Genomic DNA, 14,670 nt, shown 5'->3' on the forward strand with positions numbered 1-14,670 from the left:
ACACGGCAAATAAGGAGTAACTCTTTCCGGGTATGGGTATACTTCAGCCAATAGCCGAGAATACTGCCATTCCAGAATGTATCATCACATTCATTAAGGTTATTGCTCATTTAAAGCCTGAAGGAAGAGGTTTACATGCTTAAACGTTGTCTCTCTCCGCTCACCCTGGTTAATCAGGTTGCGCTTATTGTGTTGCTTTCTACTGCTATTGGACTGGCAGGGATGGCGGTTTCTGGCTGGCTGGTGCAAGGCGTTCAGGGCAGCGCCCATGCGATCAACAAAGCGGGATCGCTGCGCATGCAAAGTTACCGTCTGTTGGCAGCAGTGCCATTAAGCGAGAAAGACAAGCCCTTAATTAAAGAGATGGAACAAACAGCATTTAGCGCCGAGTTGACTCGAGCAGCAGAACGAGACGGGCAACTGGCGCAATTACAGGGTTTACAAGATTACTGGCGTAATGAACTGATCCCTGCACTGATACGTGCACAAAACCGCGAAACGGTGTCAGCGGATGTCAGCCAGTTTGTTGCCGGGCTTGATCAGCTGGTATCTGGTTTTGATCGCACCACGGAAATGCGCATTGAGACAGTGGTGCTGGTCCATCGGGTAATGGCGGTATTTATGGCACTTTTACTGGTATTCACTATTATCTGGTTGCGGGCGAGATTGCTACAACCGTGGCGGCAACTGCTGGCAATGGCGAGTGCCGTCAGCCATCGCGATTTTACCCAATGCGCAAACATCAGCGGGCGCAACGAAATGGCGATGCTTGGAACTGCGTTGAACAATATGTCTGCAGAACTGGCGGAAAGTTATGCCGTACTTGAGCAGCGGGTTCAGGAGAAAACCGCCGGGCTGGAGCATAAAAATCAGATCCTCTCTTTTTTATGGCAGGCTAACCGCCGTTTGCATTCCCGCGCCCCGCTGTGTGAACGCCTGTCACCTGTACTCAACGACTTACAGAATTTAACCCTGCTACGTGATATCGAACTGCGGGTGTATGACACTGATGATGAAGAGAATCATCAGGAGTTTACCTGCCAGTCAGATATGACTTGTGATGATAAAGGCTGCCAGCTCTGCCCGCGCGGCGTATTACCCGTTGGCGATCGCGGCACAACCCTGAAGTGGCGGCTGGCTGACACTCATACGCAGTACGGTATTTTGCTGGCGACCCTGCCGCAGGGGCGTCATCTTAGCCATGATCAACAACAACTGGTGGATACCCTGGTTGAACAACTCACCGCCACGCTGGCGCTGGATCGCCATCAGGAACGTCAGCAACAGTTGATCGTGATGGAAGAGCGTGCCACCATTGCGCGCGAACTGCATGATTCTATTGCCCAATCTCTCTCTTGCATGAAGATGCAGGTGAGTTGCTTACAGATGCAGGGCGATGCGCTGCCAGAAAGCAGCCGCGAACTGTTAAGTCAGATCCGTAACGAACTGAATGCATCCTGGGTGCAGTTGCGTGAATTGCTCACCACATTCCGTTTGCAGCTCACCGAGCCTGGATTACGTCCGGCGCTGGAGGCGAGTTGCGAAGAGTACAGCGCCAAATTTGGCTTCCCGGTGAAGCTGGATTATCAATTGCCGCCTCGTCTGGTGCCTTCGCATCAGGCAATCCACTTGTTGCAAATTGCCCGTGAGGCATTAAGTAACGCCCTCAAACATTCGCAAGCGAGTGAGGTCGTGGTGACGGTGGCGCAAAACGATAATCAGGTCAAACTGACCGTCCAGGATAACGGCTGCGGCGTGCCTGAAAATGCCATCCGCAGCAATCACTACGGCATGATAATAATGCGCGACCGTGCGCAAAGTTTACGAGGCGATTGCCGCGTCCGCCGTCGTGAATCAGGTGGCACCGAAGTGGTGGTCACCTTTATTCCCGAAAAAACTTTCACAGACGTCCAAGGAGATACCCATGAGTAATCAGGAACCGGCTACTATCCTGCTGATCGACGATCACCCGATGTTGCGAACTGGCGTAAAACAGCTTATCAGTATGGCACCAGATATCACTGTGGTTGGCGAAGCGAGTAATGGCGAACAGGGTATTGAACTGGCGGAATCTCTTGATCCCGATCTGATCCTGTTAGATCTCAATATGCCCGGCATGAACGGTCTGGAAACGCTGGATAAACTGCGCGAAAAGTCCCTCTCCGGTCGCATTGTGGTATTCAGCGTCTCTAACCATGAAGAAGATGTGGTCACCGCACTGAAACGCGGCGCGGATGGCTATCTGTTAAAAGATATGGAACCGGAAGATCTGCTGAAAGCGTTACATCAGGCAGCTGCTGGCGAAATGGTATTAAGCGAAGCATTAACGCCTGTTCTGGCCGCCAGCTTGCGCGCAAACCGTGCCACTACTGAGCGCGACGTTAACCAGTTAACCCCACGCGAGCGCGATATTCTCAAGCTGATTGCCCAGGGTTTGCCGAACAAGATGATTGCCCGCCGCCTGGACATCACCGAAAGCACAGTAAAAGTGCACGTCAAGCACATGCTGAAGAAAATGAAGCTCAAGTCTCGCGTGGAAGCAGCGGTATGGGTGCATCAGGAGCGCATTTTCTGATTACGGTTCCCAGCGCAGTTCGTCGTTTGACAATGCGTCGAACGGTTCGACAAGCGTTAGCGTGATCTCATTGGAGGAGACACGCTGCCCCTGGTTATCTTCCACCACCACTGACAATCGCCAGTGATTGCTTGCGCCTTCCCCGTTTTGCCAGTCAGGCATGATCAGCGTCCAGCCCTCCTCACTGTTGGCTTGTGCGCCCGGCGTCAAACTTAATATCTGCGTATCGCCCTGCCAAATCAGTTGCCGAATACCGTAACGACTGCGGATTTGTAATTTCAGCGGCACTGTTTCGCCAGGTTTTAGATCCCACGGAGGTGTCGCCAGAAACACCGTTAACGTTTTTCGCTGTCGGTACTCAAGAGTCGGCAGATTATTTCGCTGCGGATTGTCATAGCGACTACCACGTAACGACTGACTTTCGGCAACCTCGCCCGCAGAAAGTTGTTTTTTGAGCGGTACACCAAAGCGGTAGTTAAGATTCAGCCCGAGGTTATTTTGATTCTCGCCACTTTCACCCTGTTTATGCTGGGCCGTCACAGTGACTAAGGGCACAGGGGTGTAATTTAATCCCAGACTCAACGCGACGGGATTGTGATAACCCGTACCAGAGTTAAACAAATCGACACGATCACCAAAATACTGTTCTACGCTGACACTGGTATTGAGGAGTTGATAGAACGGCATGCGCATCCGGGCTGTCAGGTCGTACCCGCGCGCCATCCGTTGTTCCTGCGTGGCTGTCTGTTCATGCCATGCAGCAAACGGCTGATAAAAGTTTGCCGATAGTCGCAAATATTCGCCCCACGCTTCAGCGCCAAAGCCCGCTCGCTGAAGATTTTCGTCCAGCAAGTTGTCATAAAAAGTGTTATAACCCACCAGCCAGCTGCCGCGCGCCCAGCGTTGCCCAACGCCCACATTGCTCACCAGCCCATCATCCTGCTGAGTAAGACCAAGCTGGCTCCAGGTGAGATAACGATCATTATCTTGTAACGGCACAAACCAGCTTCCACGACTGCCGGTGAAATGTCCTTCGTTATCCACTTTGACGTCAACACTGGCATTTCCCCACGGTGATAGCCAGGACTCTACGTGCTGATTAACCTGTTGACTAAGCGCATCGCGGACTTTTCCCAATGCGAAAGCTTTTGCCTGCTCGCCAGTATCCAGCCCGTTATCATTCATACTGGTTTCGCCGAAATCTTTCACAATTTCAGCAAAGTGTTTTTCCCCATCATGATTTTCAGGTGCCATGCCTAAATCCGGCAGACCATCATTGCTATTATCAAAGGGACTTGCCGCTTTTTGCTCGAAGGTAGATTGTGCGTTAGCTGTACCGCCTGCCGCCAGCAAGAGTAAATAAAACGGAATAATGCGAGGAACGAAACGGCTCAAAACGTCGGTAACTTCCGGTAAAAATGAAAAACCATAGCCTTAAAGAATAACGATTACTGGCACCTTTTGTCGTATTTTCTCGCGCTTTCAGGAAAATCCTTAAAAATGTGACCGATTGGTCAGACGCTGCAGAAGCAGTAAGATAGAAGATGAGTGTCTAATTCCCTGAATACAGGAGTAAATAATGCAAAAAATCGTGATCGTTGCCAATGGCGCACCTTACGGGAGCGAATCCTTGTTTAACAGCTTGCGGCTGGCCATTGCGTTACGAGAGCAGGAGAACAATCTGGATCTGCGTCTGTTCCTGATGTCTGATGCGGTCACAGCCGGGTTGCGCGGGCAAAAACCAGGGGAAGGCTACAACATTCAGCAAATGCTGGAGATCCTTACCGCTCAGAATGTACCGGTGAAATTGTGCAAAACCTGTACCGACGGGCGCGGGATTAGTACACTTCCTCTGATTGATGGGGTGGAAATCGGTACTCTTGTTGAACTGGCGCAATGGACGCTGTCAGCCGATAAAGTGCTCACATTTTAATGTTTGAGGGGGCGTCTGACGCCCCACTATGAGGGAAGTTTACTCAGGCGAATCCCGGCCGTAACACACCATCCGGATAATTCTCCGCCAGCAGTTTTTTTACCGATACCAGCAAATCATTCAGCCCATCGTCCTGCATTCCCAGTTTGATAAGCTCCTGTTCCAGTGAAAACAGGTATTGTGCATTGGTTCCCAGCGGACCGCTCGCCGCCGCAATCAACGGCGCTATGACCTGAGCGCGAGTGTCAGATTCATATTCTGGATGTCGCGGGTCCATAATAAACACAATGGCGTTTACTGTGCGTCCATCATCAAGATCAAGCTGACACCAGGTTGGCAGATAACAGCCGGTAATCATCTCGCGCTTCCACAGCAGGGTTAGTTCCTGCTCCAGCGTCTCTTCTGGCAGTCGATAGGCGACGCCTGTGGTGCGTCCGCCCTCTTTCAGTGCAAGCATTCGTCCCGGCTGGTGCGCAGTCCCGCGCCCGGCGGTCAGGCGCAGGCAAAACGCGCGATGCCATCCAACCAGTGTACCGGTGCACGACTCGGTAAACTCCAGTGCCGGATTCCACATCAACGATCCATAACCGAAGATCCACACCGGTCCCTCATCAGGTCGACAAGCCAGCGTCGCCGCCAGCGAAGCCGCCCGTTGTTCTGCTGACCATAAGAGTGATTCTTCAATGGCACCAAATGCCGTTTTACAATCGGCATTCATCAAGAAATCACGCGTTATCACCTTACACCTCCGCCACTGCATACTTCCCTGCGACAACTTTTTGGTGTCTTCCGGACATTTTTACTGCTCATTTTGAAACCACTAACGGGACAATATGCAATCCACGGACCACTTGCAAGGCAACACCGCACGAATAGCTTTAGTTTTACGATTTTTTATGCCATTTATCATCATCCCCTTTGGCATATTCATGCTTCACAGCAGCCCAGGCCACTTTATGCGCTGTTTCTTCGCGACTGGCGTCATCACGCCGATCTTCTTTATCTTTATATTGATCCCATGCGCTGTTGAACGCTTCTTTATAGATATCCTGGGCATGAGACGGAAGCACGTGCTTTACGCTTTCCGGCAGATCGCTTTTCGTTTTATACGGCATCGTTGACTCCTTTTACAAAGTTGAACATTAAGTGTGGTCAGCAATATCTACTCTTGCCAAAACATAAGAATTTTCATGTCAGACTCTTCTTAAGAAGTGCTAAAACAAACATTGTCTAAACGTATTACTTATTTTTATGCCCAAATGAGTAAAAAATCGACAGCGGGGTAAAAATTCGTAAAATGTTACCGATATCCAGACAATTTCTGTTATTTTTCCTACCTATTTTTTACATTTTCGATAAATTCATCTGCAAAGGGATAACCATAATGTCAAATGCTCAAGAGGCGGTAAAAACCCGCCACAAGGAGACTTCGCTTATTTTCCCGGTTCTGGCGCTGGTAGTGCTGTTCCTGTGGGGAAGCAGCCAGACACTACCAGTGGTCATTGCCATCAATCTTCTTGCGCTTATTGGTATTTTAAGTAGCGCCTTTAGTGTTGTCCGTCATGCGGACGTATTAGCCCATCGCCTGGGAGAACCTTACGGTTCGCTTATTCTTAGCCTTTCAGTGGTTATTCTTGAAGTCAGTTTGATTTCAGCTTTAATGGCAACCGGCGACGCCGCGCCAACGCTAATGCGTGATACGCTCTATTCAATCATTATGATTGTTACAGGTGGGCTGGTTGGCTTTTCATTATTGTTGGGCGGACGTAAGTTTGCCACCCAATATATGAATCTGTTTGGTATCAAGCAGTATTTAATTGCGCTGTTCCCCCTGGCGATAATCGTACTGGTATTTCCAATGGCTCTGCCTGCGGCGAATTTTTCAACAGGTCAGGCGTTACTGGTAGCATTAATTTCTGCGGCAATGTATGGCGTATTTTTGCTGATCCAGACCAAAACGCATCAAAGTTTGTTTGTCTACGAGCACGAAGATGACAGTGATGATGACGACCCGCACCACGGTAAACCGTCTGCCCATAGCAGCCTGTGGCATGCCATCTGGTTGATTGTCCATCTGATTGCCGTTATTGCAGTCACCAAAATGAACGCCAGCCCGCTGGAGACATTGCTCGACAGCATGAATGCGCCTGTCGCCTTTACTGGCTTCCTGGTGGCTCTGTTGATTCTGTCGCCGGAAGGTTTAGGTGCGTTAAAAGCAGTGTTGAATAACCAGGTCCAGCGCGCGATGAATCTGTTCTTTGGTTCAGTGTTGGCAACCATTTCGCTTACCGTACCTGTCGTCACGCTAATTGCCTTTATGACGGGTAACGAATTGCAGTTTGCACTTGGTGCGCCAGAAATGGTGGTGATGGTGGCCTCTTTAGTACTGTGCCATATCTCCTTCTCCACCGGACGAACTAACGTGCTCAATGGCGCAGCGCATCTGGCACTGTTTGCCGCCTATTTGATGACGATATTTGCCTGACAGTTATATCTCCTCCGATGACGGAAATCGGGGGAGATAATATAAATTCCTGCTTATTGTATTTCTTCATACTACCTGGACAGGTCGTTAATCAGAATTGCGAGCCTGTACCACAACCTGCACGAAACCACTGCAACAGCTGTTGAAAAGCCGGAATGTACTCTTCAATGCAAACATTTCAGGGATGAAGTGAAGATGAATTGCGACGTAGTATCCACACCAAGCCGGCGTTATCCGGTGAGGCGCAATGTTGCGGGGGCTTTATCCCTGGTGGCATTGGTTGCTGGAAAGAGAAAACCCCCGCACGTTGAGAGGTAAAACCTGACAACAGAACGGGGGCTAATCTTGAACCATCAACAATCCAAGAATAGCCGCAAAATGTTGTCATTACAACAAGGCGGCTATATGACGCTCGCGCAGTTTGCCATGATTTTCTGGCACGACCTGGCAGCACCGATCCTGGCGGGAATTATTACCGCAGCGATTGTCGGCTGGTGGCGTAACCGGAAGTAAGGTGAAAACGGGCGTCAGGCTGCCGTGATGGCAATATGCGCCCGAAACCGGCCGCAGGGGTAACAGCCTGCGGCCTTTTTTGTATCCGGCACCCATAAAAAAAGTCTTAACGCAGAACGCTAAGACTTTATTTTTCAAACAAAAAGATTACTTGCTGGTATCCAGTTCTTCGAAACCTTTCACCAGATCATCAATCGCTTTCATTTGCTTGAGGAACGGTTCCAGTTTAGCCAGCGGCAGCGCGGATGGACCATCACATTTCGCATGTTCCGGATCCGGATGCGCTTCAATAAACAGCCCCGCCAGACCTACCGCCATACCGGCTCTTGCCAGCTCAGCCACCTGAGCACGGCGACCGCCGGAAGCTGCGCCAAATGGATCGCGACATTGCAGTGCGTGGGTAACGTCGAAAATCACCGGCGAATTACCAGACACTTTCTTCATGATGCTGAAGCCCAGCATATCAACAACCAGGTTGTCATAGCCGAAGTTAGCACCGCGATCGCAAAGAATCACTTTTTCGTTGCCGCCTTCTTTGAATTTATCAACGATATTACCCATCTGTCCCGGGCTGACAAACTGCGGTTTCTTGACGTTAATTACCGCACCGGTTTTCGCCATGGCTTCAACCAGGTCAGTCTGGCGAGCAAGAAACGCCGGCAACTGAATCACATCTACAACATCAGCAACGGGCTGTGCCTGGCTTGGTTCGTGAACGTCGGTGATAATTTTCACGCCAAAAGTCTGCTTCAACTCCTGGAAGATTTTCATCCCTTCTTCCAGGCCCGGTCCACGATAAGAGTGGATGGAGGAGCGGTTGGCTTTGTCAAAAGAGGCTTTGAACACGTAAGGGATACCCAGTTTCTGGGTCACGGTTACGTAGTGCTCGCAAATGCGCATCGCCAGATCGCGAGATTCCAGCACGTTCATACCGCCAAACAGTACGAACGGCAGGTCATTTGCTACGTTGATGTCGCCAATGCTAACCACTTTTTGTTTCATAGGATCGCCTTAATCTTGAGTAAAATGTCGATTAATTAATGCAGCACAATATGTTTATGCGCGATGTTATTTATTTGCGCACGGATCATTTCGCTGATCGGGTCTTCCGGACACTGTTCAACGAAATAACTTAAATCGTTCAACGCAACGTGTTCGCAATCCAGTTGCGCATAAATCAACCCGCGATCGCGAATTTCATAGGGATCTTCCGGGTTGAATTGTAATAAAGCTTCGCTGGTGCGTAACGCCAGCTCCATCTGATTTTCTTCCATCAACGAAGCTTTGAGTGTATCCAGCAATTTGCGGATTACCTCAATGTTATCAGCTTCATCAAGGTCTTCATAAAACAGTTCCGCCGACGGGCTGATATTTCCCTTTAACCACACATCCAGCATATGTTCGCTTAACGATTCACCGTTAAAAGGATTAATCAGCCAAATTTCGCCATCCGGACATTCAATGCGCAATATCAGCTGCGTAGGGAAAATCACCGGCAGCAGCGGCAAATCGAGACGATTCGCGACCCATAATAAAACCGCACCTAATGATACCGCACTGCCCTGTCGATTCTTTAACACCTGGTCCAGCCATAATGCATCGGAAAGACGATAAACGCCGCGTGAGGCTTTAAACCCCCATTCGCCGTAAAACAGCGCGATTAATTTTTCTAGCTGCTCTTCTAATGGCAGAAGCTGGCTAATTTCTTCCTTCGCCAGACTAACGAGACGCTCCAGTTCGTCGTAAACATCTTGCGAGGGAAAATCGCGGCGGATTGCTTCGCAAGCCAGGATCATGCCTTCGCACAATGGCGCTTTATTAAATTCGAAATCAGCTAACGATCTCATGACTTACCCCAGTAACGGTACTTTTGTGGTGGCGAGTTTAATGATGATGTACAGCACCACCAACGCCAGCGGGAAGGCAATAATGCGCGCCTGCTGACTGTGCATACGACGATAATCGAGTGCAATAAAACCCAAAACGATATAAATGATAACTCCAAACAGCTTTTCAGTCAGCCACTGTGCCTGCCCGGAAAATGGCTGGATGTGCGCTTTAGCCATCAACGCAATGCCGCTTAACAATAACAGCGTATCGACAACCGGCGGCACAATGCGCGTCCAGCGAGCAAATGCCTGTGGATGCTTCTGATAACGTAGCCAGAAACGTAAGGTCAATAGCCCAACAGAAAGCGCGATACTAATGAGATGAACGCTAAGCAACGTAGAAAAACTTGTCATTGATAATAGCGGCCGAGCGTTACGCGCTCGTTATCCCCATAGTCACGGCAGGTTTCGACGTCATGATACCCCGCGAAGATAAATGCCTGTCGCACCGCTTCACCCTGCTGCCAGCCATGCTCCAGAAGCAGAAAGCCGCCGGATACCAGCGCGTTACGCGACTGTTCGATGATATGCACGATGTCTGCCATTCCACTGTCTGCCGCAACCAGCGCAGTGAGCGGCTCAAAGCGGACATCGCCTTGTTGAAGATGTGGGTCCTGCTCGTCAATATACGGCGGATTGCTGACAATCATCGCAAACTGCTGCCCGGCTAGCGCGCTAAACCAGTCGCTTTGCAGAATGTGGATATTTTTGATAGCCAGATGCTGGGCATTACGTTGCGCCAGAGAGACAGCATCTGGCATACGATCTACAGCGGTAATTTCGCAGTCCGGACGCTCGCTGGCCAGCGCCAGCGCAATCGCCCCGGTACCCGTCCCGAGATCGAGAATACGGCAAGGTTGTTCAGGCAACCGCGCCAGTGCCTGCTCCACCAGACACTCCGTATCCGGGCGCGGAATTAAGGTCGCTGGCGAAACAAATAACGGCAACGACCAGAATTCTCGCACCCCGGTTAAATGAGCAATGGGTTCACCATCGCGACGACGCGTCAGTAGCGCATCAAGTTGCTGACATTGTTCGTCAGTCAGCTGCGTTTCACCAAAGGCGAGAATAAAAGTACGCCCTCTGCCGGTAACATGCTCCAGCAGGATTTCAGCATCACGCCGCGGGCTTTCGCTCGCCTGAAGTTGGCTTATTGCTTCACGTAACCAGTGTTGATATTCCATTATTCCTGCTCGGACAACGCCGCCAGTTGGTCGGCCTGATGTTCCTGGATAATCGGTTCAATCAGCATATCCAGCTTACCTTCCATCACTTCATCCAGGCGGTAGAGCGTCAGGTTGATGCGGTGATCGGTAACGCGCCCCTGCGGGAAGTTGTAAGTACGGTTACGGTCGCTGCGATCGCCACTCCCCAGCAGGTTACGACGGGTAGACGCTTCGGCCTGTTGCCGTTTTGCCATTTCAGCAGCGTGGATGCGAGCACCGAGTACAGAAAGTGCTTTAGCTTTGTTTTTATGTTGTGAACGTTCGTCCTGACATTCAACAACAATCCCGGTCGGCAAGTGAGTAATACGAATTGCCGAATCGGTGGTGTTAACGTGCTGACCACCCGCCCCTGACGAGCGGAAAGTATCAATGCGTAAATCTGCTGGGTTGATGTCCGGCAGTTCTGCATCAGGCAGTTCTGGCATTACCGCAACGGTACAAGCAGAAGTATGAATACGACCCTGCGATTCCGTAGCAGGAACACGCTGCACGCGATGACCGCCAGATTCGAATTTCAAACGACCATATACACCATCACCGCTAATTTTGGCGATGATCTCTTTATAACCACCATGTTCACCCTCGCTGGCGCTCATGATTTCTACACGCCAGCGGCGGGCTTCGGCGTAACGGCTGTACATACGGAACAGATCGCCAGCGAACAGCGCCGCTTCGTCGCCGCCGGTTCCGGCACGGACTTCGAGGAAGGCGTTACGTTCGTCATCAGGATCTTTTGGTAGTAACAGAACCTGTAATTGCTGTTCCAGTTGCTCGCTTTTTTCTTTAGCTTCGCGCAGTTCATCCTGCGCCATCTCACGCATTTCAGGATCGTCGAGCATCATCTGTGCGGTTTCGATATCTTCCTGAACCTGTTGCCAGTCGGTAAAACAGCGCGAAACATCACTTAACTGCGCATATTCACGAGATAATGCGCGAAAACGTTCCTGGTCAGCGATGGTTTGCGCATCACCCAGCAGCGCCTGAACTTCTTCATGGCGTTCATGCAGGGCTTCCAGTTTGGCAACGATAGAAGGCTTCATAGGCGTAAATGCACCCTGTAAAAAAAGAAAATGATGTACTGCTACTCCAGCCCGAGGCTGTCGCGCAGAATATTCAGGCGTTCGTTATCCCCGTCACGGGCGGCCTGTTGAAGTGATTTTGTTGGTGCATGGATCAGGCGGTTAGTCAGTTTCCATGCCAGATCCTGCATAATGGTTTGCGCATCGCCGCCCTGTTCAAGGGCCGCTAACGCTTTAGCAGTTAACTCATCACGAACCTGCTCTGCCTGGCTACGATAATCGCGAATAGTTTCGCTGGCGCTTTGTGCTCGAAGCCATGCCATAAATTCACTGGCCTCCTGGGCGACGATAGTTTCCGCCTCCACAGCAGCAGCTTTCCGTTGCGCCAGGTTGTGCGAAATAATGCTTTGCAGATCGTCAACGCTATAAAGATAAGCATTCGCCAGTTTACCAACTTCCGGCTCAACATCGCGCGGAACGGCAATATCCACCAGCAGCATTGGTTGATTGCGACGGCTTTTTAATGCGCGCTCTACCATGCCTTTACCGATAATCGGCAACGGGCTGGCGGTGGAACTGATGATGATATCGGCTTCGCGCAGACGTTCGTCGATATCGCTCAGGGCAATCACTTCCGCGCCAACCTCATCTGCCAGAATTTGGGCACGTTCGCGAGTGCGATTGGCGATAATCATCTTCTGTACTTTGTGTTCGCGCAGATGACGCGCCACCAGCTCGATGGTTTCGCCCGCGCCAACCAGCAGTACCGTCACCGTAGAGAGCGATTCAAAGATCTGCCGCGCCAGCGTACAAGCCGCAAAAGCGACAGACACAGCACTGGCACCGATATCTGTTTCAGTGCGAACGCGTTTCGCCACAGAGAAAGATTTCTGAAACATGCGTTCCAGTTCGCTGGCCTTCATATGACCTTTTTGCGAATCGGCAAACGCTTTTTTAACCTGACCGAGGATCTGCGGCTCGCCAAGGACGAGAGAATCAAGCCCACTGGCAACGCGCATTAAATGACTGACCGCATCGTTATCCTGATGCCAGTAGAGGCTATTACGCAGATCGTCTTCGTTGAGATTATGGTAATCACACAACCAGCGAATGAGCGCCTCTTGCAGGTCATCCCGTTCTTCAACGCTGAGATAAAGTTCTGTGCGGTTACACGTCGACAGCACCACACCGCCCTGCACCATCGGCTGCGCGAGCAGACTGTCAAGCGCCTGATCGAGCTTATCCGGCGAAAACGATACACGTTCTCGCAGCGATACAGGTGCCGTTTTATGGTTGATACCGAGTGCTAAAAGGGTCATGTCTGCGGGAAATAATACCAACGTTGATAGGGTTAGTCTGCTTGCATCATACAGGATGCGTAAGATCAATAAAAGAGAGCGCCCCCTTTTGGAGTAATTGCCGAAAGCCGTTAGATTCTGGCAATTAAGACAACGTGAACATAGACGATGGCTAACGGTAACGCTAGCATTAAGGGTTATAACTGCAACGTATCTCAAGGACTTGTCATTATTATGCCCCTGCCCGATTTTCGTCTTATCCGCCTGCTACCGCTGGCTGCTCTTGTGCTCACTGCCTGTTCCGTTACCACGCCCAAAGGTCCTGGCAAAAGCCCGGATTCGCCACAATGGCGTCAGCATCAGCAAGACGTGCGCAATCTTAATCAGTATCAAACTCGCGGCGCGTTCGCTTATATTTCTGACCAACAAAAAGTGTACGCCCGTTTCTTCTGGCAACAAACTGGCCAGGATCGCTACCGTCTGCTGCTGACTAACCCATTGGGCAGCACGGAACTGGAGCTGAATGCTCAACCGGGTAACGTGCAGTTAGTCGACAATAAAGGTCAGCGTTATACCTCCGATGACGCCGAAGAGATGATTGGCAAATTGACCGGAATGCCAATTCCGCTCAACAGCTTGCGCCAGTGGATTTTAGGTTTACCGGGTGATGCGACTGACTACAAACTTGACGACCAGTACCGCCTGAGCGAAATCACCTACAGCCAGAATGGCAAAAACTGGAAAGTTGTTTACGGTGGTTATGACACAAAAACTCAACCTGCGATGCCAGCCAATATGGAACTCACCGACGGTGGTCAACGCATCAAGTTAAAAATGGATAACTGGATAGTGAAATAATGCGGACACAGTGGCCCTCTCCGGCAAAACTTAATCTGTTTTTATACATTACCGGTCAGCGTGCGGATGGTTACCACACGCTGCAAACGCTGTTTCAGTTTCTTGATTACGGCGACATCATCAGCATTGAGCTTCGTGACGATGGGGATATTCGTCTGTTAACGCCCGTTGAAGGCGTGGAACATGAAGATAACCTGATCGTTCGCGCAGCGCGGTTGTTGATGAAAACTGCGGCAGACAGCGGGCGTCTTTCGATGGGAAGCGGTGCGAATATCAGCATTGACAAGCGTTTGCCGATGGGCGGCGGTCTCGGCGGTGGTTCATCCAATGCCGCGACGGTTCTGGTGGCGTTAAATCATCTCTGGCAATGCGGACTAAGCATGGATGAACTGGCGGAAATGGGGCTGACGCTGGGCGCAGATGTTCCTGTCTTTGTTCGTGGTCATGCCGCGTTTGCCGAAGGCGTTGGTGAAATACTAATGCCGGTGGATCCGCCAGAGAAGTGGTATCTGGTGGCGCACCCTGGTGTAAGTATTCCAACACCGGTGATTTTTAAAGATCCTGAACTCCCGCGCAATACGCCAAAAAGGTCAATAGAAACGTTGCTAAAATGTGAATTCAGCAATGATTGCGAGGTTATCGCAAGAAAACGTTTTCGCGAGGTTGATGCGGTGCTTTCCTGGCTGTTAGAATACGCCCCGTCGCGCCTGACTGGGACAGGGGCCTGTGTCTTTGCTGAATTTGATACAGAGTCTGAAGCCCGCCAGGTGCTAGAGCAAGCCCCGGAATGGCTCAATGGCTTTGTGGCGAAAGGCGTTAATCTTTCCCCATTGCACAGAGCCATGCTTTAAGCCGGGCAAGCTGAGTTTCGGTG

16 protein-coding genes are annotated in these 14,670 nt (G+C 50.7%); 7 read left to right on the forward strand and 9 right to left on the reverse strand.

The window, feature by feature from the left end; translation table 11 throughout:
* The first annotated feature begins 135 nt into the window (after positions 1-135).
* Positions 136-1,932 (forward strand): nitrate/nitrite two-component system sensor histidine kinase NarX, encoded by a 1,797-nt coding sequence (narX, locus tag C4F37_RS20085; RefSeq protein ID WP_001773897.1) that lies wholly within the window; start codon positions 136-138, stop codon positions 1,930-1,932.
* The gene (narL, locus tag C4F37_RS20090; RefSeq protein WP_000070491.1) at positions 1,925-2,575 is read left to right on the forward strand and encodes a two-component system response regulator NarL; all 651 of its coding nucleotides are present in this window, start codon (positions 1,925-1,927) and stop codon (positions 2,573-2,575) included. The genes narX and narL overlap by 8 nt, the downstream gene beginning before the upstream one ends.
* On the opposite strand, the gene ychO is transcribed toward narL, so the two are convergent.
* Positions 2,576-3,970: an inverse autotransporter invasin YchO gene (ychO, locus tag C4F37_RS20095; protein WP_001538647.1), complete on the reverse strand. Its 1,395-nt coding sequence runs from the start codon at positions 3,968-3,970 to the stop codon at positions 2,576-2,578.
* A 184-nt stretch (positions 3,971-4,154) separates the two neighbouring features.
* On the opposite strand from ychO, the gene ychN reads away from it, so the two are divergent.
* Positions 4,155-4,508 carry a DsrE/F sulfur relay family protein YchN gene (gene ychN, locus C4F37_RS20100; protein ID WP_001169659.1) on the forward strand — a complete coding sequence of 118 codons (354 nt, stop codon included), beginning with the start codon at positions 4,155-4,157 and terminating at the stop codon, positions 4,506-4,508.
* 43 nt (positions 4,509-4,551) lie between these two features.
* Here the strand turns inward: ychN and chaC are convergent, their stop codons facing one another.
* Entirely contained in the window at positions 4,552-5,247 is a 696-nt protein-coding gene (gene chaC / locus C4F37_RS20105) for a glutathione-specific gamma-glutamylcyclotransferase (RefSeq protein WP_001295621.1), read from the reverse strand.
* 145 nt (positions 5,248-5,392) lie between these two features.
* A complete protein-coding gene (gene chaB, locus C4F37_RS20110) occupies positions 5,393-5,623 on the reverse strand; it encodes a putative cation transport regulator ChaB (protein ID WP_001146444.1) in 231 nt (76 codons plus the stop codon).
* Between the two features lie 269 nt (positions 5,624-5,892).
* Between chaB and chaA the strand changes: the two genes are divergently transcribed.
* Together chaA and C4F37_RS20120 are read left to right on the forward strand one after the other, a co-directional pair.
* The gene (gene chaA, locus C4F37_RS20115) at positions 5,893-6,993 is read left to right on the forward strand and encodes a sodium-potassium/proton antiporter ChaA (protein ID WP_000063608.1); all 1,101 of its coding nucleotides are present in this window, start codon (positions 5,893-5,895) and stop codon (positions 6,991-6,993) included.
* 405 nt (positions 6,994-7,398) lie between these two features.
* Positions 7,399-7,506: a type I toxin-antitoxin system toxin Ldr family protein gene (locus tag C4F37_RS20120; protein WP_000170954.1), complete on the forward strand. Its 108-nt coding sequence runs from the start codon at positions 7,399-7,401 to the stop codon at positions 7,504-7,506.
* Positions 7,507-7,653: 147 nt separating this feature from the next.
* On the opposite strand, the gene kdsA is transcribed toward C4F37_RS20120, so the two are convergent.
* From kdsA to hemA, 6 genes are read right to left on the reverse strand one after another with little or no spacing between them, the layout of a single operon-like run.
* Positions 7,654-8,508 (reverse strand): 3-deoxy-8-phosphooctulonate synthase, encoded by an 855-nt coding sequence (gene kdsA, locus C4F37_RS20125; protein ID WP_000811065.1) that lies wholly within the window; start codon positions 8,506-8,508, stop codon positions 7,654-7,656.
* Between the two features lie 35 nt (positions 8,509-8,543).
* Positions 8,544-9,353: an invasion regulator SirB1 gene (gene sirB1 / locus C4F37_RS20130; RefSeq protein ID WP_001257054.1), complete on the reverse strand. Its 810-nt coding sequence runs from the start codon at positions 9,351-9,353 to the stop codon at positions 8,544-8,546.
* Between the two features lie 3 nt (positions 9,354-9,356).
* Positions 9,357-9,749 (reverse strand): invasion regulator SirB2, encoded by a 393-nt coding sequence (sirB2, locus tag C4F37_RS20135; protein WP_000200375.1) that lies wholly within the window; start codon positions 9,747-9,749, stop codon positions 9,357-9,359.
* Positions 9,746-10,579 carry a peptide chain release factor N(5)-glutamine methyltransferase gene (prmC, locus tag C4F37_RS20140; RefSeq protein ID WP_000456474.1) on the reverse strand — a complete coding sequence of 278 codons (834 nt, stop codon included), beginning with the start codon at positions 10,577-10,579 and terminating at the stop codon, positions 9,746-9,748. Before prmC ends, sirB2 begins: the two co-directional genes overlap by 4 nt.
* Positions 10,579-11,661, reverse strand: coding sequence for a peptide chain release factor 1 (gene prfA / locus C4F37_RS20145; RefSeq protein ID WP_000804726.1), 1,083 nt, complete (start codon positions 11,659-11,661; stop codon positions 10,579-10,581). Before prfA ends, prmC begins: the two co-directional genes overlap by 1 nt.
* Before the next feature lie 41 nt (positions 11,662-11,702).
* The gene (hemA, locus tag C4F37_RS20150; RefSeq protein ID WP_000173201.1) at positions 11,703-12,959 is read right to left on the reverse strand and encodes a glutamyl-tRNA reductase; all 1,257 of its coding nucleotides are present in this window, start codon (positions 12,957-12,959) and stop codon (positions 11,703-11,705) included.
* Positions 12,960-13,172: 213 nt separating this feature from the next.
* Between hemA and lolB the strand changes: the two genes are divergently transcribed.
* On the forward strand, positions 13,173-13,796 hold the full coding sequence (lolB, locus tag C4F37_RS20155; protein ID WP_001130698.1) for a lipoprotein insertase outer membrane protein LolB: 624 nt from the start codon (positions 13,173-13,175) through the stop codon (positions 13,794-13,796).
* Positions 13,796-14,647 carry a 4-(cytidine 5'-diphospho)-2-C-methyl-D-erythritol kinase gene (gene ispE, locus C4F37_RS20160; RefSeq protein ID WP_001260307.1) on the forward strand — a complete coding sequence of 284 codons (852 nt, stop codon included), beginning with the start codon at positions 13,796-13,798 and terminating at the stop codon, positions 14,645-14,647. Before lolB ends, ispE begins: the two co-directional genes overlap by 1 nt.
* The last annotated feature ends 23 nt before the right edge of the window (positions 14,648-14,670 follow it).

Origin of the sequence: Escherichia sp. R1, from assembly GCF_003000935.1 — a bacterium.
Lineage (GTDB): Bacteria > Pseudomonadota > Gammaproteobacteria > Enterobacterales > Enterobacteriaceae > Escherichia > Escherichia coli.